Here is a 19,966-nt window from a genome sequence, read left to right on the forward strand (position 1 = left end):
ATATACCAACGCCCCTTTTCTTTTAATTTTACCAGAAAAGGGGCATGTTCACAATTTATTTACTCATGCGTTTTTCGTGCCTTTAATCCTGCATATTAATAGGTTTATACAATTTTGAATCGGCATTTTTGGTACTTATGTAACCAAGCAGAAACATAGGTATTGTATTGCTTATCGTACAAAAAGAAAAAAATGTCAGAATATACACAAAATTGGGATTGAAAGGATGAAAAGTTTGTTCACATCTTCTAAAAAGTATGCTATAATAGAGTCACCATCTAAGAAACTAGTGTATGGGACAAAAAGAGCAGCAAGAGGTGATATCATGGTAAAAAAAGAGATGATAGCGATGCTGTTGGCAGGAGGACAGGGAAGCCGTCTCGGTGTGTTAACACAGAAAGTGGCAAAACCGGCCGTCTCCTTCGGCGGAAAGTACAGAATTATTGATTTCCCGCTCAGCAACTGCATCAACTCTGGTGTTGATACTGTGGGAGTATTGACCCAGTACCAGCCCTTACGTTTAAACGCGCACATTGGAATTGGTATTCCGTGGGACTTAGACCGCAACGTCGGCGGCGTTACGGTTCTTCCACCTTACGAGAGAAGCAAAGGCAGCGACTGGTATACTGGAACCGCAAATGCGATCTACCAGAATCTGGAGTACATGGAGTCCTACAATCCGGAATACGTTCTGATCCTTTCCGGTGACCACATCTACAAAATGGATTATGAGGTCATGCTGGAATATCACAAAGCGAATAATGCGGATGTCACGATTGCCGCTATGCCGGTACCGATCGAGGAAGCAAGCCGTTTCGGAATCCTGATCACGGATGACAACAACAAGATCACGGAGTTCGAGGAGAAGCCGGCAAACCCGAGAAGCAACCTTGCTTCCATGGGTATCTATATCTTCAGCTGGAAGGCACTCAAAGAAGCGCTCATCAAGCTTTCTGAGGAGCCGGGCTGTGACTTTGGAAAACATGTGATCCCGTACTGCTTCGAGCAGGGCAAACGGATCTTTGCATATGAGTACAATGGCTACTGGAAAGATGTCGGAACCCTCGGTTCCTACTGGGAAGCAAATATGGAGCTCATCGATATTATTCCGGAGTTCAACCTGTATGAGGAATACTGGAAGATCTACACAAAGAGCGACCGTATCCCGCCGCAGTATATCTCTTCTGACGCAAAGATCACAAAATGTATCATCGGAGAGGGTTCTGAGATCTACGGTGAGGTGACGAATTCCGTGATCGGTTCCGGAGTTGTGATTGAGGAGGGCGCCGTGGTCAAGGATTCGATCATCATGCAGGACAGCGTGATCGGAAAAGGTGCTGTGGTCGAAAAGTCCATCATTGCCGAGGACGTAAAGGTCGGAGCTGGGGCACACCTTGGCGTCGGCGAATACGCACCGAGCAAATACGACCAGAAGGTTTACCAGTTTGATCTTGTTACGGTCGGCGAACATTCCGTAATTCCGGAAAACGTAAAGATCGGCAAGAATACAGCAATTTCAGGCGCGACGGCTGCGGAAGATTATCCGAACGGCGAGCTTGAGAGTGGCGGCTACATTATAAAGGCAGGTGGAATCGTATGAGAGCAATCGGTATTGTTTTAGCAGGCGGAAACAGCAAGCGGATGCGCGAACTTTCCAATAAGAGAGCGATCGCGGCGATGCCGATCGCGGGCAGTTTCCGAAGCGTGGATTTTGCGTTAAGCAATATGAGCAACTCTCATATCCAGAGCGTTGCCGTACTGACACAGTATAATTCCCGCTCCTTAAATGAACATTTAAGCTCTTCCAAATGGTGGGATTTCGGAAGAAAACAGGGCGGAATGTATGTATTCACTCCGACGATCACGGCGGAGCACAGCGACTGGTACCGCGGAACAGCAGACGCGCTCTACCAGAATCTGGATTTCTTAAAGAGAAGCCACGAACCATATGCAGTGATCGCTGCCGGAGACGGTATCTATAAGCTGGACTACAATAAGGTCCTGGAATATCATATCGAAAAGAAAGCCGATATCACGGTTGTCTGCAAGGACATGCCGGGCGATGTGGATGTGACCCGCTTCGGTATGGTGAAGACGAACGCGGACGGACGGATCGTTGAGTTTGAGGAGAAGCCAATGGTGGCTGATTCCCATACGATCTCCTGTGGTATCTATGTTGTCCGCCGCCGTCAGCTCATCGAACTTATCGAGCGCTGCGCGAACGAGGACAGGTATGACTTCGTACAGGACATCCTGGTGCGCTACAAAGGTATCAAGCGGATCTATGCGTACAAGTTAAATACATACTGGAGCAATATCGCATCCGTCGATGCTTACTACCAGACAAATATGGACTTCTTAAAACCGGAAGTCCGCAATTACTTCTTCAAAGAGTATCCGGATATCTACTCCAAGGTGGATGATCTTCCGCCTGCAAAATACAATCCGGGCGCAGTTGTGAAGAACAGCCTGGTATCCAGCGGCTGTATCTTAAACGGAACGGTAGAGAATTCAGTTCTGTTTAAGAAGGTCTATATCGGAAACAATTGTATCATCAAGAATTCGATCATCTTAAATGACGTGTATATTGGGGATAATACCGTTATTGAGAACTGCATCGTTGAGAGCCGTGATACGATCCGCGCGAATACGACGTATATCGGAAAGCCGGACGATGTGAAGATCGTGATTGAGAAGAACGAGAGATATACCCTGTAAAAAGGGTGCCGCAGTTCGGAGACGGGATATTCCGGACGGTGCGGCAAAGGCAGAAAGACAGGCATTCAAATATTGACTGGCCAGTGATTACATAAAATCTGCGGGGAGCGCAGATGGGGGAGGTTATTATGCAGGTAACAGATGTACGTGTGAGAAGAATTGAGAAAGAGGGAAAGATGAAGGCGATCGTGTCCATCACACTGGACAACGAGTTTGTGATCCACGATATCAAGGTCATTGAAGGGGAGAAAGGCCTGTTTATCGCGATGCCGAGCAGAAAAGCTGCTGACGGCGAATACCGCGATATCGCCCATCCGATCAATTCCGGAACACGGGACATGATCCAGAGAGTGATCCTCGACAAGTACGAGACAACCACACTGGAGGAAGCGCAGGCAGTTTAGTTCTCCGGGAAACTTGTCCGGAGTGATTTCCTGACGCAGGTCCTGCAAAAAAATATAGCCGCAGAGAGCGGCTTGTGAATGGGGAAATAGAAAGTCCGCCGAATCGTGAAAAGATTCGGCGGACTTTTTTCGCGTATTATGATCTCTTATACGATTACATAAGTCCCGGGATCAGAAGCGGAACATATACGATCATGAAGAATACGATGATCAGTCCGATCAGGTACGGGATAACAGATTTGGAGATCCGCTCGATCGGAAGTCCCGTGATACCGGAAGCAACGAACAGGTTGATGGCAACCGGCGGTGTGATCATGCCGATGGCGATACCAACTACGAAGAGGATTCCAAAATGTACGGTGCTGATGCCCATGGCCTTGACAAGCGGCAGGAACACCGGGGAAAGAATGATGATCGCGGAGGAGGTCTCCATGAAGACTCCTGCGAGCAGGATGATCAGGGAGATCAGGAACATGATCACATACTTGTTTGTGGAGATTCCCAATACTCCGGACGCAATGGCCTCCGGGATCTTGTAGTTTGCGAGAACCCAGCCGAACGGACCGCTGCATGCGATGATGATCATGATAACGGCAGATGTCTTTGCACTTCCCTTCATGATCTCAACGAGACCCTTGAAATCAAGGTCGCGGTAGATAAAGAAGGAGACGAAGATCGCGTAGATGACTGCTACGGCAGCCGCCTCAGACGGTGTGAAGTAACCGGAGAAGATTCCGCCGAGGATGATCAGCGGCATTAAGATTCCCCAGATCGCTTCCTTGAAGGTGTGGAGCACGTTTCCGACAGAGAACGCTTTTCCCTTCGGGTAGTTGAACTTGCGTGCCTGATAGAGGGAGATCGCAACGAGGATCACGCCCATTAAAATTCCCGGGACAAATCCATTTTTGAAAAGTGTGTTTACGCTGTCCTCAGAGATAACGGCGTATAATACCATCGGAACGGACGGCGGGATAACGACACCGATGGTCCCGGCAGCTGCGATCAGGGCAGCGGCGGAATCTTCACGGTATCCACGTTTCTTTAACTCCGGGATCAGTGTTGCACCGACAGCGGCTGTTGTGGCGGCACCGGAACCGGAGATCGCCGCGAAGAACATGCCTGCGAGGACGGATACGATGGAAAGACCGCCCTTTAACATACCAAGTAAGGACTCGGCGAACTCAACGAGCACCTTGGAAACTTTTCCCTTTGCGAGAAGGTCGCCGGCAAAGATGAAGAAGGGGACTGCGATCAGGGAGAAAGAGTCGGTGCTGGCGAACATACGCTGCACGAGGATCAGGAGCTTTACATCGCCTTTTAAGAGGACGAGGAGAGCTGCCGCCGCGATCGCGAATGCGACCGGAACGCCGATCAGAAGCAGAACGATAAAGGAAATGAATAATAATGCTGCCATGTTATGCCTCCTCCTTTCCAAATAAAAGTCCGAGAACCGCGTCAACCGCGTGTACGAGCATGAATCCGCATCCTACCGGAATGCAGAGGTAAATATATTTCATGGGAAGACGCATCGCTGCAGACAGCTGGTTTCCCTGTTTTCCGAAGTATTTCATACCATAGATGATCACGACAACAAAAAGAACTGTGCAGACCACATGGACGAGAAGTTTTAAGACTTTGCTTAACGCGGCCGGAACCATATCCTGAACGAATGTGATGGAGATATGGCCGCTGTGCTTGTATACACAGCTTGCGCCTAAAAATGATGACCAGACTAAAAGGTAACGGGTCGCTTCCTCACTCCAGGAGAGTGCGGTGAATGCCATACGGCAGACGATTTGTGCGCCGGTGATAACGACCATGGCACCGAGCATGACAACGATGATGTAGGAACAGATGGTGTCCAGAATATCGCTGAGTTTGTGAAATCCCTTAACGAAAGCCAACGGTGTTTCCTCCTTTGAAAACCGAAACAATTACATGGAAAGTGCTAAAGCGGTTCTGATTTACAGTACGCGAGTAGGAATTTTCTGAACTGAAAATTCCATACAATACATCAGTGGTAACAGTTCCGGCTGCCCGGGTTTCCCTGGGCAGCCGAAGAACCTGCTTTAAAAATCCCATTGCCGGGGCAATGTTAACGGATTTTAGCACCGAACTTTAAAATCAAACAGCTGCGAAATTACTTTAATGCGTCCTGGATTCTTTTGATGTAATCAGCGTAATCCGGGTAAGCGTCATATACGCTCTGAACAGCTGCACGGAAGCTGTCTACATCCGGGTTCTCGACGACTTCCATACCATGATCCTTGATCTCCTGGAGCTGGTCAGCTTCCTGATCTGCAACCCACTGGCGCTCGTACTCAGCAGCTTCCTGTGCGGATTCCTCGAAGATCTTCTGAACATCTTCCGGTAAGGACTTGAAGAGGTCGTTGCTCATTGTGATGATCGCTGTGGAGTAGGAATGACGGTCAAGGGTTACATACTTCTGGGACTCCCAGAGCTTGTAGGAGTAGATAACGTTGATCGGGTTCTCCTCGCCATCGATGGTGCCCTGCTGAAGAGCTGTTAAAGCGTCGGACCATGCCATCGGAACCGCGTTTACATCAAGAGCCTTGAAGGTAGCTGTGTAAACGTCGTTCTCCATGACACGGAGCTTTAAGCCTGCAACGTCAGCCGCGTTTGTGATCGGCTTCTTGCTGTTTGTGATGTTACGGAAGCCACGCTCTGCGTATGCGAGACCCTTTAAGTCAGCATCCTCAAGTGTTCCAAGGAGCTCTTTACCGATCTCACCGTCGAGGATTTTGTAAGCTTCCTCGTTGTTTGCGAACAGGAACGGCATATCGAGAACACCCATAGCGCTGGAGAAGTTTACGAACGGACCGCTTGTGATGATACCCATATCAAGAGTACCCATCTGCATGCTCTCAAGCATGGTGCGCTCGTCGCCGAGAGCTCCGTTCGGATGGATCTCGATCTCGTAAGCGCCGTTTGTGCGCTCTTTTACGAGCTCAGCAAACTTCTCAGCACATACCTGGAAGCTGTCCTGCTCGTTTACGGTTGTGCCAAGCTTTATTACGGTTGCATCTGTGTTTGAAGTCGCTTCCTTGCTTTCAGCAGCGGAAGAATCAGCAGCGGCTGTTGTCTCAGCGGCAGCAGCAGTTGTCTCTGTGGAATTGCTGGAAGAGCCGCAGCCTGCCATGGAAAGAACCATAGCGCCTGCCATAACGGCGGATAATAATTTTGCACTTTTTTTCATAATGACCTCCTAAAGTCTTTTAAGAATAGATTGATGATAAGTATATATCTTAACTGCCCCTCGCAGATAAGAAACTAAGGAATTGATGGTGGTGTTGGCAAAGTGCGCGAAAGGAGATTGCCCCGCACGGTGTGCGAAAGGAGATTGCTCCGCACTGCGTGCTCCCGCAATCTCCGCCAGCATTCGTAATCCGGGCTGTCGCCCTGCTTACTCATGCTGGCTTGGTTGTCAGATGTACAGACAGCTCTGCGTGCAAGCACGCGGTCTGTCTGTCCGCCTGACAACACTTTCGGGGCAAAAAAAAACTCCTGTCTCTTATTTTTTAAGAGACAGAAGCGAAACTTCTGCGGTACCACTCTTATTGCTGTCAAAAAAACAGCCTCTCGATCCCGTCGTTTTTCAAATATGAAAAATTAACAGGCAACACGTTAACGGGTGTAAACCGAACCAGCCTACTTGGAACACTTTCAGTGGTTAGCTCCGGGAGGATTGTCTGTAACGCGGTGTCTGCAGCTTTTCACCAGCCAGCTGCTCTCTGAAAGACCTTCGTTAAGAGCGTTCCCATCATCGCAAGGAATATTTAAAACTGCCCTTTATTATAGTCACAGATTTTCAAAAGTCAAGAGAATTTAAAAAAATAAATCGCGTATTGTGAGAAAAATATGATATGATAGATCGTATAGTAAATTTATTTCATAGGAGATATTCCGACAGGTTATCATAGAGAATGGAGGAGGAGAATGAAACCGACCGTCAGTATAATTGTTCCTGTCTACAATGCGGAAAAATTTCTGAACCGCTGTGTGGACAGTATTCTCGGACAGGAATATAGAGATTTTGAACTGATTCTCGTAGATGATGGGAGCAGAGATATGTCAGGCTCGATCTGTGATGCGTATGCGAAGACGGATGAGCGTGTGGTGGTGATCCACAAAGAAAATTCCGGGGTTTCAGATACGAGAAATCAGGGAATTGAAAGGGCAAAGGGAACATATCTCCAGTTTGTGGACAGTGATGACTGGCTGACGCCGGATGCGACAAAGCTTATGGTCCGGGCGGCAGAGGAACATGGCTGTGATATGGTGATCTCCGATTTTTACCGCGTCGTTGGGGATATGGTATCCAGAAAAGGGGACATCGAGTCAGACTGCGTGATCGACCGGGAGGAATTCGCGTCGTTTATGATGGAGAATCCGGCGGATTATTACTATGGAGTGCTGTGGAATAAGCTGTACCGGCGCGATCTCGTAAACCGCTTCGGGATCCGGATGGATGCGGAGATCAGCTGGTGTGAGGATTTCATGTTCAATCTGGAGTATGTCCGCTATGCAGAGACATTCTATGCGCTGCGGACACCGGTGTACTATTATGTAAAGACAAAAGGTTCGCTGGTGAACCAGAAGATCAGCATCACGAAGACTGTGAAGATGAAGCTTATGATGTTTGAGTACTACAACAACTTTTATAAGCATGTGTTGGACGAAGAGGATTATGAGAAAAACCGGCTTCAGGTGTACCATTTTCTGGTGGATGCAGCGAAGGACGGCTTTGTTTTCCCGGCATCGATCCCCGGAAACCGGAAGCTCGGAGAGGAGCGGAGCAGTGCGCTGCAGGAGGTGATCTCCGATGATGGGATCATTGTGGATAAATACCGGGACCGGAAACTTCTGGAGAGATATCTGGAGTCAGCGGCATTGAAGCATGATATGACAATGGAGGAACTTTCCCTGCTTTTATATCTGAAGGATGCAAGCCATGAACTGAGCAGAAAGAATCTTGCGGATCTTATGGATCTTAGCCGCGGAGACCTTGCGGTGGCGGTTCAGCGGCTGTCCGCGAAAAAGATGGTTGAGGTAACGGAGCTTCCGAGAAGGCGGGGAACAGAACGAAAGATCCGACTGGAACTTCTTCCTGCATCAGAAGTTGTGATCCCGGATCTTGAGGCGGCGGAGAACGATTACTATCAGGCGAAGTTTGGGAATTTTACAGAGGAAGAGATCAGACAGTATACGCTGCTGGCACGGAAAGTGCGGGAGAACGAGAGGAGTATTTTGCAGCGGGGATAGGAGAAGGCGCATTCGCGCGAAGCTGCGGACTGCGTCAGGCAGTCGTACCGGTGTGGAAATACACCGGATAAACATCAAAATATGGAGATAAAGATGGAAAAAGAAAAAACATGTAAGATCATATTCAGCGATATCGACGGCACGCTGCTGACGTCGGACGGACAGATCACGGAGGGGACGAGGGAGATGATCCTGAACCTTGAGAGGAAGGGAATCCCGTTTATCCTGACTTCCGCGAGGTCACCGGAAGGAGTGCGGGTCATTAAGAGGATGCTGGGGAACCATGCGCCAATCATCGCGTTCTGCGGCGGGCTGATTTTAGATAATGACGGGAATGAGATCTACAGCAAGATGATTCCGCTTAAGCGGGCGCTGGAATTGAAGGCGATGCTGGATAAGGACTTTCCGGCCGTTGCCTGCAATACCTTCGGCGGCGAGAAGTGGATCGTGGATGACCGGGACGACTGGAGAGAGCAGCGGGAAGAAAGAATTGTGGGATTTCCGGCTGAAATTGGATCTATTAAAGATACATTTGAAAAAGAAGGCGGAATTCATAAATTTCTTCTCATGGGGGATCCGGACGTGATGACGAGACTGGCGGCGGTGCTGGCAAGAGATTTCTCTGATCTTCAGTCCGCGGCCTCCAACCCGGAATACCTGGAAATCACGGCAGCGGGCGTGGAAAAGTCGGAAGGTTTGAAGACACTCTGTGGAAAACTCGGAATTTCACCGGAAGAGGCAGCGGCCTTCGGTGACGGCGAGAGCGACCTTTCCATGATGCATGCGGCAGGATTTGGCGCGGCGATGGGAAATGCGCCGGAGAATGTGCGGAGACGGGCACCGATGGTGATCGGGAAGAATGATGAGGAAGGGCTGCTGAAGAGGCTGAAGGAGATATTTAAGGACTGAGAAAAATTGAAGAAATAATTAAAAAAACAGACCCATTTGATACAAATCCAGAAATCAAATGAGCCTGTTTTTTAACCGAATCAAGTAAGTCCCCTGCTTCAATTGCGAAAAGCAATAAGCAGTGGGTGGGGACTTGCTTGTATCAGGAGGAGTGCAAGCTCCTTCTGATAAACTGCGGAGCAGTTATTCGGTTATGAGCAAGTAGCGAAGCGGATTGCGAATATCCGCTTGACTTACCAATATCCGAGCGACAGAAGATGTTTCAAAAACTCAACCGTATTACTTCTGTTTCTTCACCGCATTTCTCACCGCCTCCGTTGTCCACTGACAAAGCTCAGCGATCTTGAAATCCTGATACCGTCTCATAGTCGTGAGGATCCTGTCCCCGATGGGCTTGATATAGCTGTCGTCAATGACATCCAGACCGATCATGATCGCCAGTGCGTTCAGTACCGGGGCTGCGGTACAGTCCGCATCCTGACCTTCCATGGCGATGATGTGGCAGGTCTCCTTAAAGTCCATATTTCCGAACCAGAGGGCAATGACTTCTGCCGCCGCGTTCGGGTAGGCGTGGATCCAGTTGTACTCTTTGTAGCGCTCCTCGCAGACCGTCCATACCGGCTCCCAGGAAGAATTTTCCTTGCAGAGATCCAGCGCATGCTTTACGACCGCGTAGTATTCGCTCTTATGCGGGATCATGCCCACAGCTTTCTCAACAACGGTCCGGATATGGTCCTCCGTGAAAGCGAGAGAGGTGAGCAGGGCGTTGAAGATCCCGCCCAGCATGCCATTGTTGGAGTGGGAGACGATGGAATCGTCCGCGGCGAGTCTCGCTGCGAGTTTCGGGTTTCCGGGTGCTAACATTCCGTGAAGCGGAGTGCGCATCTGTGCACCGATCCAGTCGTAGAAGTAGTTGTTTGTTGTGCCGCTCTCCGGCGGAAGAAGCCCGCGGCGGAGATTTTCGATGGCCGTCTTCTCGGCGGAATATCCGTCGGAGATCAGCTCCAGCCACTTGTAGGCAACGTCGGCAGGTGTGATGTCATAGCCTTTTTCGATGAATCCGTCGAGATAGGCGATCTCGTAGGTGATATCATCGTTGTATGTCTCCGGGCGGCGGAGATATCCGTAGACCTCGCCGAAGCGTTTGCGGATCTGTTCTGTCGTATAACCTTCAATCTGGGTTCCAAGGCAGCCGCCGATGAGCTGTCCCATCCATCCTGCGGTGACTTTCTTTGCAAAGTCATCGGAAAAGACGTCATAGGGCGCTGCAGGGCCGAAATCAGCCTCTTTTTCCACGTCCGCGAAGGTGCGGTAGGTGTTGTAGCTCCAGTAAGGGGAGGCGGGATCCTTCGGCGCTTCATTTAATGCGTGGAAGATCTTCGAGGTAGCCACCTGAATCGCGGATCCGTCCTTTTCTTCGGACGCCTTCAGGCCTTCCTCCATGAACTTCTCAGCTTCCGTCACATCATATCCCCGGTTGTGCATGCTCTGCACCGCGGCGATCACCACGTCGCAGGGCGCTTTGGATCCCGGAACCTTATTGTCCCAGTCGTGGAAAAGCTGTTTGTCGGAGGCGCGGCCGGCTTCCGTGTAGGCCATCCAGTCCGCCTCATTGTCGTCGTGAAGCTCCGGCGGAACCGCGTCTGCCGTCAGCTTATGTTCAAATTCCCATGCTTTCATAAAGAATCTCCTTCATTTCAGCTGTAAATACCACTTCCTGTCTCTGCTCAGGATAAGAAACAGGGCAGAGATCGGAAGAAAACACATTGTCAAAATGGATCATACAGAAGCTTTGCCTATATTTATAACAGCTCGGAATTTCGAAATAATTCCATCAATTCTTCTTTCCCGACATACTTCTCTTCGAATAAATTCCAATCGCGATCATCGTAACTACGTAAGGAATCGTCTGAATAAGCTGGGACGGCAGATTTAACATCTGCAGCCGCACCGCCAGTGAATCTGCCATACCGAAGATCAGTACCGAGCAGGCGATCTTCCACGGAATACCGAGTCCCATGGATTCCGCCGCCATTCCGATCCATCCGCGTCCGGCGATCATGTCTCTTGAGAAGAAGGAAACATATCCCATGGACATGTACGCGCCGCCGATCCCGGCGAGGCAGCCGGCGATGAGAAGGGCGATGTACTTATATTTCATGACATTCAAGCCTACGGACTTTGCGGCACGCTCATTCTCGCCGACCGCGCGGATCCGCAGACCGATGGTAGTCTTCCAGAAGAAGACTGTGAGAATGACCACGAGGATCAGCCCGAGATAAGTCAGGACATTATGTCCGGAGATAATAGCGCCGAGAACCGGGATATCCTTGATAAGCGGAATCCTGATCTCCGGCATCACCGGACTCTTTAAACTCTGGGTGGAACCTTTATTTCCGGTCAGATAGTAGGTCGTAAAGACCGTGAGACCGCCGGATAAGGTATTCAGGGCGATTCCGGCGAGAACCGGGTTTGTATTCAGGATCAGCGTAAAGTAACCGAACACGAAAGCCAGCACCACACCGACTGCCATTGCGAATATCACGCCGCCAAGAGCGCTGTGGGTAAAGTAGCCGCCGACAGGTCCCGCAAGGGCACAGCTTAACATAATTCCCTCAGTTCCGATGGGATCGATGCCGCCTTTCACGAAGACCATGCAGGCCATGGCAGCGAACAGGATCGGAGTCATCACACGGATCGAGGTAAAGAGGAAGTCAGGGGAAAGAATCACACTCCAGATATTCATGCCTGTACCTCCTTTTTCTCTGCAGCTTCGAATTCTTTTGTCTCTTTGATGATGAGTTTCTTCTTATATCCGCTGAGGATCGCGGTGGCGGAGATCAGAAGAACCATGACTGCCTGAATGATGTTTACGATCTCAAACGGGATATCGGAATTTCTGGACATGATATCCGCGCCGATCCGCAGGTAAGATAAAAACAGTGCTGCGAACGGGACATACTGGACCTTCCGTCTGGCGACGATGGCGATCAGAACACCGTCCCAGCCATAGCCCGGGAGTGCGGAATACTGGAAGCGCTGGTACATGCCGAAAAGCTCCGCAGCGCCGCCGAGTCCCGCCAGCATACCACCCAGAATCTGGGTCAGGATGATCATGAGGCCGGAGTTGATGCCCGCGTAGTTTGCCATATTGAAGTTTTCGCCCACAAGGTTTGCCTTAAAGCCGAAGGGTGTCCGGTTTACGATGACCCAGATCACGAGGACAGTCACAAGGGCGATGATCGTACCGGAGTTGATACGCGTGCCGGTGATGATCTTGCTTAAAGCGCATCCTTCCGGAAATTTGTAGGAATAGTTGGAGTTCTGGGTCGGATCATAGAAGAAGGTGGTGATGATCCAGAGCCCGACGTACAGGCAGGTGTAATTGAGCATCAGGGAAGTTACAAGCTCATTGGAGCCGGTCTTTACTTTCATGATGCCCGGGATAAAGCAGATAAATCCGCCTGCGACCGCCGCAGCCGCCATGGCCACGATCAGTGCCGTTTTTCCGGAAAGTCCAAGTCCCAGGGAAGCCGCACAGGCAGCAACGGCGCCGATAAAGAACGCGCCTTCCATGGACAGATTGAAAAGCCCCGGTTTGAAGAGGATGATGACCGCAAGTCCTGTAAACATTAACGGTGTCATACCTTCGATGACGTTTCCGAAACGGCGGACGGAGGTCAGCGGTCCGAAAATAAAGTCTCCGAGAGCGGAGAGGGGCTGGCTGCTGATCAGGAGAATGATCGCGAAGACGATGATCAGGGAGATCAGGATGGCGATCATGGTCCGCAGCATTTCTACATAAGATGATAGAGGTTTTTTCTGTTTCATGATTCCGATACCTCCTGATGTTTCAGCCCGAGCATGTAGTTTCCGAGCTCGAACTCATCTACTTTTTTCGCGTCCTCGAAGTAGGCGGCAGCCTGTCCGCCGCACATGACGAGAATGCTGTCGGAGAGCTCCATGATCTCGTTTAAGTCCGCGGAGATCAGGATAACGCCCTTTCCGGCATCACGCTGTTCGATGATCTTTTTCCAGATAAACTCGTTGGCACCTACATCGATGCCGCGGGTCGGCTGGTTGGCGATCAGAAGCTTCGGGTCGGAGGAGAATTCCCTGGCGACGACGACCTTCTGCATATTTCCGCCGGACAGCATACCGATCGGCTGATCGTCATTCTGGCAGAGGACGCCGAAGTCGCTGATAAGTTTATCTGCCCGTTCATGGATATTTTTATAATTGAGAAGTCCGTGTTTTTTTAACAGCGGGCTGTCGATGATGTCTGCGATCATGTTGCCCCAGAGGCTGATGTTTCCGGCCGCTCCGGTTTTGATACGGTCCTCGGGGATATAGGAAATTCCGTCATCGCGGATCGCGCGGATGGATTTTCCAAGGATTTCTTTCCCGTCAAAGAGGATACTGCCTTTGACACCGGAGTAGAAACCGAAGATCGCCTCGGCGAGTTCATTCTGTCCGTTTCCCTCAACTCCTGCAATACCTAAGATCTGGCCCTTTTTCAGCGAAAAGGAGACATGGTCCAGGAGCTTTCGTCCTTCTTTATTTTCATAGGTCAGATCAGTGACTTTTAAGAGCGTGTCACCGAATTCTGCCGGCTTTTTATTCATTTTCAGGATGACATCGCGGCCCACCATGAAGCGGGAGATGTCTTCTTCTGTCGCGTTGGCGACCGGGATCGATCCCACTGTCCGTCCGGCGCGGAGAACTGTGATATTGTCGCAGATCTGCATGACTTCGCGGATCTTGTGGGAGATGAAGATGATCGTGTGATCATTTTTCTTTAGTAAAAGAAGCTGTTCAAAGAGTTCGTCTGTCTCCTGTGGCGTCAAAACCGCGGTCGGCTCATCTAAGATCAGGAGCTTTGCCCCGCGGAGCAGGACTTTTAAGATCTCGACCTTCTGTTTCTGGCTGACGGAGAGCTCTCCAACGACAGCCATCGGATCGATCTTTAAATTGTACTTTTTGGCGGTTTCCTCCACCGCCCGGATCGCTTTTTCCTTGTCGATCATGATCCTGTTTTTCGGTTCCATGCCGAGGATCACGTTCTCATATACCCGCAGAGAATCCACGAGCATGAAGTGCTGATGCACCATTCCGATTCCGAGACGGATCGTGTCAGCGGCACTTTTTGGCTGGATCTTGTTTCCCTCGAAGATGATATCGCCCTCAGTGGCGTCCTCGTCGCCGAACAGGATCTTCATCAGGGTACTTTTTCCGGCACCGTTCTCACCCATCAGGGCATGGATCTCGCCTTCCCGGACAGAAAAGCTGACATCCCTGTTAGCCATGACACCGTTGGGGTAGATCTTTGTGATATGTTCCATTTTCAGGATCTCTTTGCCCATACGGATCCTCCTTTCTTATAAAAGCCAAGGGGACTTGTTGACAAGTCCCCTGATGTACTCGATATTCTGGGAAAATGAACTGTTTCAGACAGATTCCTCAGATGATTTACATAAAATATCGCAGCAGGTTTCGAGTGGATCTGCCGGATAAAATTACGGAGCTACAGAATCAATAAGAGCCTGAACTTCGTTCTGGTCAGCATCGCCGAGAGCAGTCGGGATCTCGATCTTTCCGTCGAGAACTTCCTGTTTCTTCTCCTCGATCGTCTTTTTGATCTCGTCCGGAACGTTCTTCTGGAAGTACTCGTTGTCAGCAAGACCTGCACCGTTTTCCTTTAAGCCAAGGAACTCGCATTTGCCGTAAGGAACCGTTCCCTCTTCTTCCATCTCAGCCATTCTCACGAGGGAATCGCCGACGTTCTTTAATACGGAAGACAGGATCACGTTTGCCTTTGCCTCATCGGAACCGGAGAACAGCATTGCCTGATCAGAGTCAACGCCGATGATGTATTTGCCCATCTCAGCGGCAGCCTCTACGCAGCCAAGTCCGGCCTGCTCAGCAGCCGGGAAGATAATATCAACGCCCTGATTGTACTGGGCGATAGCTGTCTCTTTACCCTTAGCGGTATCATCCCAGGAACCGATGTAGGATACGTATACCTTGATATCCGGGTCAACAGATTTTGCGCCTGCGATGTATCCAACAAGGAAGTCAGTGATGATCGGGTGCTCGGAACCGCCGACGAAACCGATCTTCTTGTCTTCATTTGCGTTTGGCATGTCTTTGGATTCTGTTACAAGTGCTGCGAGAACGCCGGCAAGATAGCTGCCCTCGTTCTGTTTGTAGCTGATGGCGTAAAGGTTCGGCCACTTGCCCTCTTCCATATCAGAGTCGAACATAACGAATTTCTGATCCGGGAATTCTTCCGCAACCTGCTCGATGACCTCAGCGGAGGAAGATCCGTTGGAAATGATAACATCGTATTTTCCTTCCTCGGCGAGATCCTGGAATGTCGGCTCCCACTTTGTCTGGTCACGGCCGATCTCGATAACCTTTATCTCGCAGCCAAGATCGGAAGCAATCTTTTCCATACCTGCGTTTGCAGAATCGTTGAAGGATTTATCACCTAACTGTCCTGTACATACGAATACAAAGGACGGCTTCTTTGCGTTTGTCTCAGCAGCGGCAGCAGTTGTCTCGGCATCAGCTTTTGCGCTTGCAGCGGCAGCAGTTGTAGCAGCAGTATCAGTTTTTCCTCCGCACGCGGTGAGAAGCAGTCCGGCTGCTAAGAATAATGCGGTAGCTTTCATGGTCTTTTTCATGGTTTCCTCCTGTTTTTCGGCTTGTCCTCCGGAGAATATGACCTCCGGAGAACAGATTTGATTTTTTTCATGGGTATACTATACCAAATTTGTGCAAATTAGACAATGAATATAGGGAAAAAAGCGAAAAATCGTTAAGAAAATAACAATGACGGCGGTTGTGCCCCGCAATGGCCGATGATATAATGGGAATGTGTGACAAAGAACACAGGCAGTATGTGCAATATGGAAGACAGGATGGTAAGGCTATGAAGGGGAAGATTTTAACAGGCGTGGGTCTGCTGCTGATCGCGGCGGCTCTTCTTCTTACTGTTTATAATATAAGAGAATCAGACCGGGCCGGAGCAGAATCAGAGGAGATGGTGGTCCGGATGGAGTCACTGACAGCCGATTTGCCGGAGCGGCTGGAGACGGAGAAAAAGGAACTGGTGCCGGAATATAAGAAGAATCCGGAGATGGAAATGCCGACTGTGGAGGTAAACGGACAGGAATGTGTGGGGATGATCGAGATTCCGGCGCTGGGGCTCAAGCTTCCGGTCATCAGCGAGTGGAGCGACGCAAAGCTCAAAAAAGCGCCGTGCCGCTACAGTGGTTCTGCGTGCTTAAAGAATATGATCATCGCCGGACACAATTACCGCACCCACTTTTCCGGCATCAAGCGCCTGAATCCAGGTGATTCCGTGGTGTTTACGGATGCGGATGGAAATGTGTTTTCCTATGAAGTGACGGAAATTGAGACGGTCGGCGGCTATGACATCGAAAAGATGGAGGATGGGGACTGGGATCTGACGCTGTTTACCTGCACGAATAAGGGGAAAGCGCGGGCGGCGGTGAGATGCAGGGAGATCGAAGAATAGAGAGGAGTGAGAGAAATATGTAAGGCGATGGAAGATCTGAGGAATGAAAGCTATGCGGAAGGACGTGAAGAAGGGCGCGAAGAAGGGCGTGAAAGCCAAGCTAAGGATACGGCGGTTCGAATGAGCGAAAAGGGAATTTCGGTTGAAGAGATTGCCGAAATCGTTGGATTCAGTACAGACGGGGTTAAGAAATGGCTTGTAACAGAAGTGTAGGAGAGTGGTGTTGATTTTTAAGAAGAGCATTTTTAGTTGAAGCGTTATTAAAGGAAATGGGGTATGTGTACGGAAACGGGAAAGCACCTTCGGAGAAGGTAGGCTTTCCCTGTTTTTTTGCTGCAATGCATCTGAAAGAAGCTGCCGATGGCAGGTCTTGCAGATAAAATATTATTTTTTGTAGAAACAGTTCCCGCCAACGATCTTGTAGGAAGAGTAGCTGCCTGTTGAGGCGTGTTTGGCGGATTTGAAGTAGAGATAGTCGCCGATATTGTTGGAACCTGACAGAGCATCTTTGGCGGCTTTGATGCAGGACTTGGACGGACCCTTTGCCAGGTATTTGTCCAACAGGCCGGAGGACGCGCCGGGGAACTGGCCGTCGGCGTAGATCACGTCGGAGATCGTTTTGCCCCATTTTCCGGATTTTACACGGTTTACAATACAGCTTGCTACAGCGAGCTTATCTTCATAGGAATCGTCACCGGCCTCCATGGCCACGCAGGCTGCCATCAGGTAGATCTCATCTTCGGTGGCGGAGATTACATAGGACGGTGCCGCAGAGGTTCCGTTTCCGGATGCGCTCAGCGCCGCGGACTCTTCCTTTGCGTCGACAGCGGCAGCAGGAACCGGGCCGATGGAGGCATATTTACTGGAAATATAGCCGTTTGTGTCGGCGGAGAGCTGGACCTTTGTCCAGCCGTCGGATTCACTTAAGACAGGGAAGGAATCCCCTTCGGCCGCCTGTTTTAAGATTGCGGAATCTGTGGACGGAATCTCGCGGACGTTCAAGGTCGTCGCGGTGATCTTCGCGGATAGAAGACCGAGTTCCTTCGCCAATGGCTCGATATCTGTCCCAAAGAGCAGATATTTGTCACTCATCCATCCCTCAATTTTTCCGGAACGGACTTTTGTCCAGCCATCTTTTCTCTCCAGCACAGTTCCGCCCGCCCCGCGGTAGCACTTCCCGACGATCTCACCCGCGGTAGATGGCTTCGTCCGCATATTTAACGGTTCACTTGTCACATTTGCCACGGCGAGATTGTCATAGGCGGATGCAGCGAAAGACGGAATAGCCGAGAGTGTAACGGAAAGGAACAGGACAGATGCGGCGGCAGCCGCTTTTAAAAGAAGCTTTTTTGAAAAGTTAGGAATCAGATTCTGTAATGTTATCATGCAAAATTTCCTCATATCAGTTGAATGTCCCGGTTATATTGCGGGAATTGTTTCGAATATTACAAAATTGTTACGAAGAAATTATAGCAAAAATGGAGAAATTTGTCAAATCAGCATTCCCATTGATATTTCCTGAGGTCCACATGCATCGCGTCCTTCAGCTCCACGCCTTCCTGCCGCAGCAGAAAAGCCTGTTCCGGCCAGCCGGGGACGAGGCGACCGGCGTGGTTGACAACTCGGTGGCAGGGGAACTCTCCGTAGTCTGAGGCGTGGGAGAGGACCCGGGCCACGAGGCGGGAGTTTTTGTCCCTGCCGATGAGACGGGCGATCTGGCCGTAGGTGGCGACGGTTCCCTCGGGAATCTCCCCGACTACGGACAGGATCTCGTATGCGAAATCTTCAGTAAAACGGGCGGATGGTGCCATGTTACTGCACCTCCTTCTGCTCCTCCCACATCTTCACCGGCATGCCGTTGACTTCCACGTTGTCCTCAACGGCAATTACAAGGCAGCGGCGTCCACCGATGAACTTGGTTTCTACGAGATCGAGACGGTCCGGGTTGACCTTAATATCCACATCCGGTGTCTTCACGGCAAATTTTCCGGTTCCGGTGATCGCCGGAACGAGGATCGCGGTGTTCTCCCCGGCGGCTTCCTCGTAGACTTTATCGAAGTGCTCCAGGCGCTCCGGCTCCACGCCGCTCTTTTCCAAAAGATCTTTGACTTCCGGCTTTGTGAGCGTTAACGGAATCTCATCCTCTTTATGTTCCTCCGCAAGCTCCGTGAGATTCTCATGGATCTGGCGGACAATCTCATAGTCGCACTCTTCGCCGAGAGTATCCGTCAGGATCTCCTGGAACGCTTCTTTCTGGGACTTGAAGGAGATCGGTGTCGGTGCGCCGAGGCAGGCGTCAATGAACTCGGAGTGAAGCTCCTCCGGATTCCTGGAGAAATACAGGACACCGTGGATATCGCTGCTGCGGTCGTTGAAGGCCGGGAACAGGAATCCAGTCATCGGAGTCTGTACCCACCAGTCCCGGGGGCGCTCCTCGATGGCGTTGGTCGCCTCATTGTAGGAGAGACCCGGCTCGGAGAGCTTTACCGGGCAGATGCAGCAGAGGATGTGGTTGTAGACTTCCTCGGATGCGTCGAACATTTCCTCATTGTCGGACGCTTTTCCCGGCACATCGTAGGCGCTGTGGATCAGGATAATATAGTAGTTTTCGCCGTACTCGTAATTTTCGATTACCTTATTATAAAAGGTATCCACGGTCTCATCGTCGGCGAGCTTCTCATCGCGGAGCTTCATGAGAAGCTCGTGGGCGCTGTCCGGACCTTCGTCGTGGATAGAGTACTCCAGGTTGTGGAGATTCTTTCCGATTCCGCCGGACAGGGATTTCTTGAAGATCTCATAATATTTGAAGATCTCCTCCTCGGACAGGGCAAAGAACGCCTCCTTCAGGGTCGTCTTGATCTGCTTTTCCGCATCGACATAACATCCGCAGATGCGGGTGATGGCGTTGTTGTCCTTCTTAAACTGTTTCTTAATTTCTGAAATTTCACGTTTATTCATAATGCGTATCCTTTTCAAACAAATACCAGCCATAAAGTATCATCCGTTTAACTGTAAAAGCAATAGAAAATGAAAGTATGGCTGGATAGAAAATCATGTTACAGTTCAGCCATGCGCTGGTTTGAATGAGAAAGTGTGTTGCAAGCTTGCT

The 19,966-nt window shown here is 50.3% G+C and carries 18 protein-coding genes and 1 other annotated feature; of the genes, 7 read left to right on the forward strand and 11 right to left on the reverse strand.

What is annotated here, in order from left to right:
* Positions 1 to 325: 325 nt before the first annotated feature.
* The 3 genes from GPK83_RS09915 to spoVG all read left to right on the forward strand — a co-directional run bounded on the left by GPK83_RS09915 (position 326) and on the right by spoVG (position 3,122).
* Positions 326 to 1,600, forward strand: a complete 1,275-nt coding sequence (locus GPK83_RS09915; protein ID WP_215704684.1) for a glucose-1-phosphate adenylyltransferase — start codon at positions 326 to 328, stop codon at positions 1,598 to 1,600.
* Complete coding sequence (glgD, locus tag GPK83_RS09920; protein ID WP_117551849.1) at positions 1,597 to 2,718, forward strand: glucose-1-phosphate adenylyltransferase subunit GlgD; 1,122 nt, start codon at positions 1,597 to 1,599, stop codon at positions 2,716 to 2,718. The genes GPK83_RS09915 and glgD overlap by 4 nt, the downstream gene beginning before the upstream one ends.
* A 128-nt stretch (positions 2,719 to 2,846) precedes the next feature.
* Positions 2,847 to 3,122: a septation regulator SpoVG gene (gene spoVG / locus GPK83_RS09925; RefSeq protein WP_015553023.1), complete on the forward strand. Its 276-nt coding sequence runs from the start codon at positions 2,847 to 2,849 to the stop codon at positions 3,120 to 3,122.
* Between the two features lie 154 nt (positions 3,123 to 3,276).
* On the opposite strand, the gene GPK83_RS09930 is transcribed toward spoVG, so the two are convergent.
* The 3 genes from GPK83_RS09930 to GPK83_RS09940 all read right to left on the reverse strand — a co-directional run bounded on the left by GPK83_RS09930 (position 3,277) and on the right by GPK83_RS09940 (position 6,339).
* Complete coding sequence (locus tag GPK83_RS09930) at positions 3,277 to 4,536, reverse strand: TRAP transporter large permease (RefSeq protein WP_015553024.1); 1,260 nt, start codon at positions 4,534 to 4,536, stop codon at positions 3,277 to 3,279.
* A gap of 1 nt (position 4,537) precedes the next feature.
* Complete coding sequence (locus GPK83_RS09935) at positions 4,538 to 5,026, reverse strand: TRAP transporter small permease (protein ID WP_117513746.1); 489 nt, start codon at positions 5,024 to 5,026, stop codon at positions 4,538 to 4,540.
* Between the two features lie 236 nt (positions 5,027 to 5,262).
* Entirely contained in the window at positions 5,263 to 6,339 is a 1,077-nt protein-coding gene (locus GPK83_RS09940) for a TRAP transporter substrate-binding protein (protein ID WP_215704685.1), read from the reverse strand.
* A 322-nt stretch (positions 6,340 to 6,661) separates the two neighbouring features.
* Positions 6,662 to 6,916, reverse strand: a binding site (T-box leader).
* Positions 6,917 to 7,079: 163 nt separating this feature from the next.
* On the opposite strand from GPK83_RS09940, the gene GPK83_RS09945 reads away from it, so the two are divergent.
* On the forward strand, positions 7,080 to 8,405 hold the full coding sequence (locus GPK83_RS09945) for a glycosyltransferase (protein ID WP_015553026.1): 1,326 nt from the start codon (positions 7,080 to 7,082) through the stop codon (positions 8,403 to 8,405).
* A gap of 93 nt (positions 8,406 to 8,498) precedes the next feature.
* On the forward strand, positions 8,499 to 9,314 hold the full coding sequence (locus tag GPK83_RS09950) for a Cof-type HAD-IIB family hydrolase (protein WP_215704686.1): 816 nt from the start codon (positions 8,499 to 8,501) through the stop codon (positions 9,312 to 9,314).
* Positions 9,315 to 9,593: 279 nt separating this feature from the next.
* Here the strand turns inward: GPK83_RS09950 and GPK83_RS09955 are convergent, their stop codons facing one another.
* The 5 genes from GPK83_RS09955 to GPK83_RS09975 form a co-directional block, all read right to left on the reverse strand.
* Entirely contained in the window at positions 9,594 to 10,994 is a 1,401-nt protein-coding gene (locus GPK83_RS09955) for an ADP-ribosylglycohydrolase family protein (RefSeq protein WP_215704687.1), read from the reverse strand.
* A 154-nt stretch (positions 10,995 to 11,148) separates the two neighbouring features.
* Positions 11,149 to 12,060: an ABC transporter permease gene (locus GPK83_RS09960; RefSeq protein ID WP_252196315.1), complete on the reverse strand. Its 912-nt coding sequence runs from the start codon at positions 12,058 to 12,060 to the stop codon at positions 11,149 to 11,151.
* The gene (locus tag GPK83_RS09965; protein ID WP_215704688.1) at positions 12,057 to 13,145 is read right to left on the reverse strand and encodes an ABC transporter permease; all 1,089 of its coding nucleotides are present in this window, start codon (positions 13,143 to 13,145) and stop codon (positions 12,057 to 12,059) included. Before GPK83_RS09965 ends, GPK83_RS09960 begins: the two co-directional genes overlap by 4 nt.
* Complete coding sequence (locus tag GPK83_RS09970; RefSeq protein ID WP_215704689.1) at positions 13,142 to 14,677, reverse strand: ABC transporter ATP-binding protein; 1,536 nt, start codon at positions 14,675 to 14,677, stop codon at positions 13,142 to 13,144. Before GPK83_RS09970 ends, GPK83_RS09965 begins: the two co-directional genes overlap by 4 nt.
* Before the next feature lie 153 nt (positions 14,678 to 14,830).
* The gene (locus GPK83_RS09975; protein ID WP_215704690.1) at positions 14,831 to 16,000 is read right to left on the reverse strand and encodes a BMP family ABC transporter substrate-binding protein; all 1,170 of its coding nucleotides are present in this window, start codon (positions 15,998 to 16,000) and stop codon (positions 14,831 to 14,833) included.
* Between the two features lie 248 nt (positions 16,001 to 16,248).
* Here GPK83_RS09975 and GPK83_RS09980 point away from each other — a divergent pair, with 248 nt between their 5' ends.
* Together GPK83_RS09980 and GPK83_RS09985 are read left to right on the forward strand one after the other, a co-directional pair.
* A complete protein-coding gene (locus GPK83_RS09980; RefSeq protein ID WP_215704691.1) occupies positions 16,249 to 16,857 on the forward strand; it encodes a sortase in 609 nt (202 codons plus the stop codon).
* Positions 16,858 to 16,884: 27 nt separating this feature from the next.
* Complete coding sequence (locus tag GPK83_RS09985; RefSeq protein WP_215704692.1) at positions 16,885 to 17,070, forward strand: helix-turn-helix domain-containing protein; 186 nt, start codon at positions 16,885 to 16,887, stop codon at positions 17,068 to 17,070.
* A 171-nt stretch (positions 17,071 to 17,241) separates the two neighbouring features.
* Here the strand turns inward: GPK83_RS09985 and GPK83_RS09990 are convergent, their stop codons facing one another.
* From GPK83_RS09990 to GPK83_RS10000, 3 genes are all read right to left on the reverse strand, one after another.
* A complete protein-coding gene (locus GPK83_RS09990; protein ID WP_215704693.1) occupies positions 17,242 to 18,243 on the reverse strand; it encodes an SH3 domain-containing protein in 1,002 nt (333 codons plus the stop codon).
* Between the two features lie 110 nt (positions 18,244 to 18,353).
* Entirely contained in the window at positions 18,354 to 18,668 is a 315-nt protein-coding gene (locus GPK83_RS09995) for an MGMT family protein (RefSeq protein ID WP_215704694.1), read from the reverse strand.
* Position 18,669: 1 nt separating this feature from the next.
* Entirely contained in the window at positions 18,670 to 19,815 is a 1,146-nt protein-coding gene (locus GPK83_RS10000) for a DUF4317 domain-containing protein (protein WP_120039951.1), read from the reverse strand.
* Positions 19,816 to 19,966 lie beyond the last annotated feature (151 nt).

It is taken from the genome of Clostridium sp. MCC328, from assembly GCF_018785465.1.
Classification (GTDB): domain Bacteria; phylum Bacillota; class Clostridia; order Lachnospirales; family Lachnospiraceae; genus Pilosibacter; species Pilosibacter fragilis.

What these genes read in the sequence shown, in the direction of transcription:
- GPK83_RS09945 (WP_015553026.1), top strand. Translation starts at nt 7,080, where the DNA reads ATGAAACCGACCGTCAGTATAATTGTTCCTGTCTACAATGCGGAAAAA.
- GPK83_RS09940 (WP_215704685.1), bottom strand. Translation starts at nt 6,339, where the DNA reads ATGAAAAAAAGTGCAAAATTATTATCCGCCGTTATGGCAGGCGCTATG.
- GPK83_RS09950 (WP_215704686.1), top strand. Translation starts at nt 8,499, where the DNA reads ATGGAAAAAGAAAAAACATGTAAGATCATATTCAGCGATATCGACGGC.
- GPK83_RS09975 (WP_215704690.1), bottom strand. Translation starts at nt 16,000, where the DNA reads ATGAAAAAGACCATGAAAGCTACCGCATTATTCTTAGCAGCCGGACTG.
- GPK83_RS09915 (WP_215704684.1), top strand. Translation starts at nt 326, where the DNA reads ATGGTAAAAAAAGAGATGATAGCGATGCTGTTGGCAGGAGGACAGGGA.
- GPK83_RS09965 (WP_215704688.1), bottom strand. Translation starts at nt 13,145, where the DNA reads ATGAAACAGAAAAAACCTCTATCATCTTATGTAGAAATGCTGCGGACC.
- GPK83_RS09985 (WP_215704692.1), top strand. Translation starts at nt 16,885, where the DNA reads ATGGAAGATCTGAGGAATGAAAGCTATGCGGAAGGACGTGAAGAAGGG.
- GPK83_RS10000 (WP_120039951.1), bottom strand. Translation starts at nt 19,815, where the DNA reads ATGAATAAACGTGAAATTTCAGAAATTAAGAAACAGTTTAAGAAGGAC.
- GPK83_RS09990 (WP_215704693.1), bottom strand. Translation starts at nt 18,243, where the DNA reads ATGATAACATTACAGAATCTGATTCCTAACTTTTCAAAAAAGCTTCTT.
- GPK83_RS09955 (WP_215704687.1), bottom strand. Translation starts at nt 10,994, where the DNA reads ATGAAAGCATGGGAATTTGAACATAAGCTGACGGCAGACGCGGTTCCG.
- GPK83_RS09970 (WP_215704689.1), bottom strand. Translation starts at nt 14,677, where the DNA reads ATGGGCAAAGAGATCCTGAAAATGGAACATATCACAAAGATCTACCCC.
- GPK83_RS09995 (WP_215704694.1), bottom strand. Translation starts at nt 18,668, where the DNA reads ATGGCACCATCCGCCCGTTTTACTGAAGATTTCGCATACGAGATCCTG.
- GPK83_RS09930 (WP_015553024.1), bottom strand. Translation starts at nt 4,536, where the DNA reads ATGGCAGCATTATTATTCATTTCCTTTATCGTTCTGCTTCTGATCGGC.
- GPK83_RS09980 (WP_215704691.1), top strand. Translation starts at nt 16,249, where the DNA reads ATGAAGGGGAAGATTTTAACAGGCGTGGGTCTGCTGCTGATCGCGGCG.
- glgD (WP_117551849.1), top strand. Translation starts at nt 1,597, where the DNA reads ATGAGAGCAATCGGTATTGTTTTAGCAGGCGGAAACAGCAAGCGGATG.
- GPK83_RS09960 (WP_252196315.1), bottom strand. Translation starts at nt 12,060, where the DNA reads ATGAATATCTGGAGTGTGATTCTTTCCCCTGACTTCCTCTTTACCTCG.
- spoVG (WP_015553023.1), top strand. Translation starts at nt 2,847, where the DNA reads ATGCAGGTAACAGATGTACGTGTGAGAAGAATTGAGAAAGAGGGAAAG.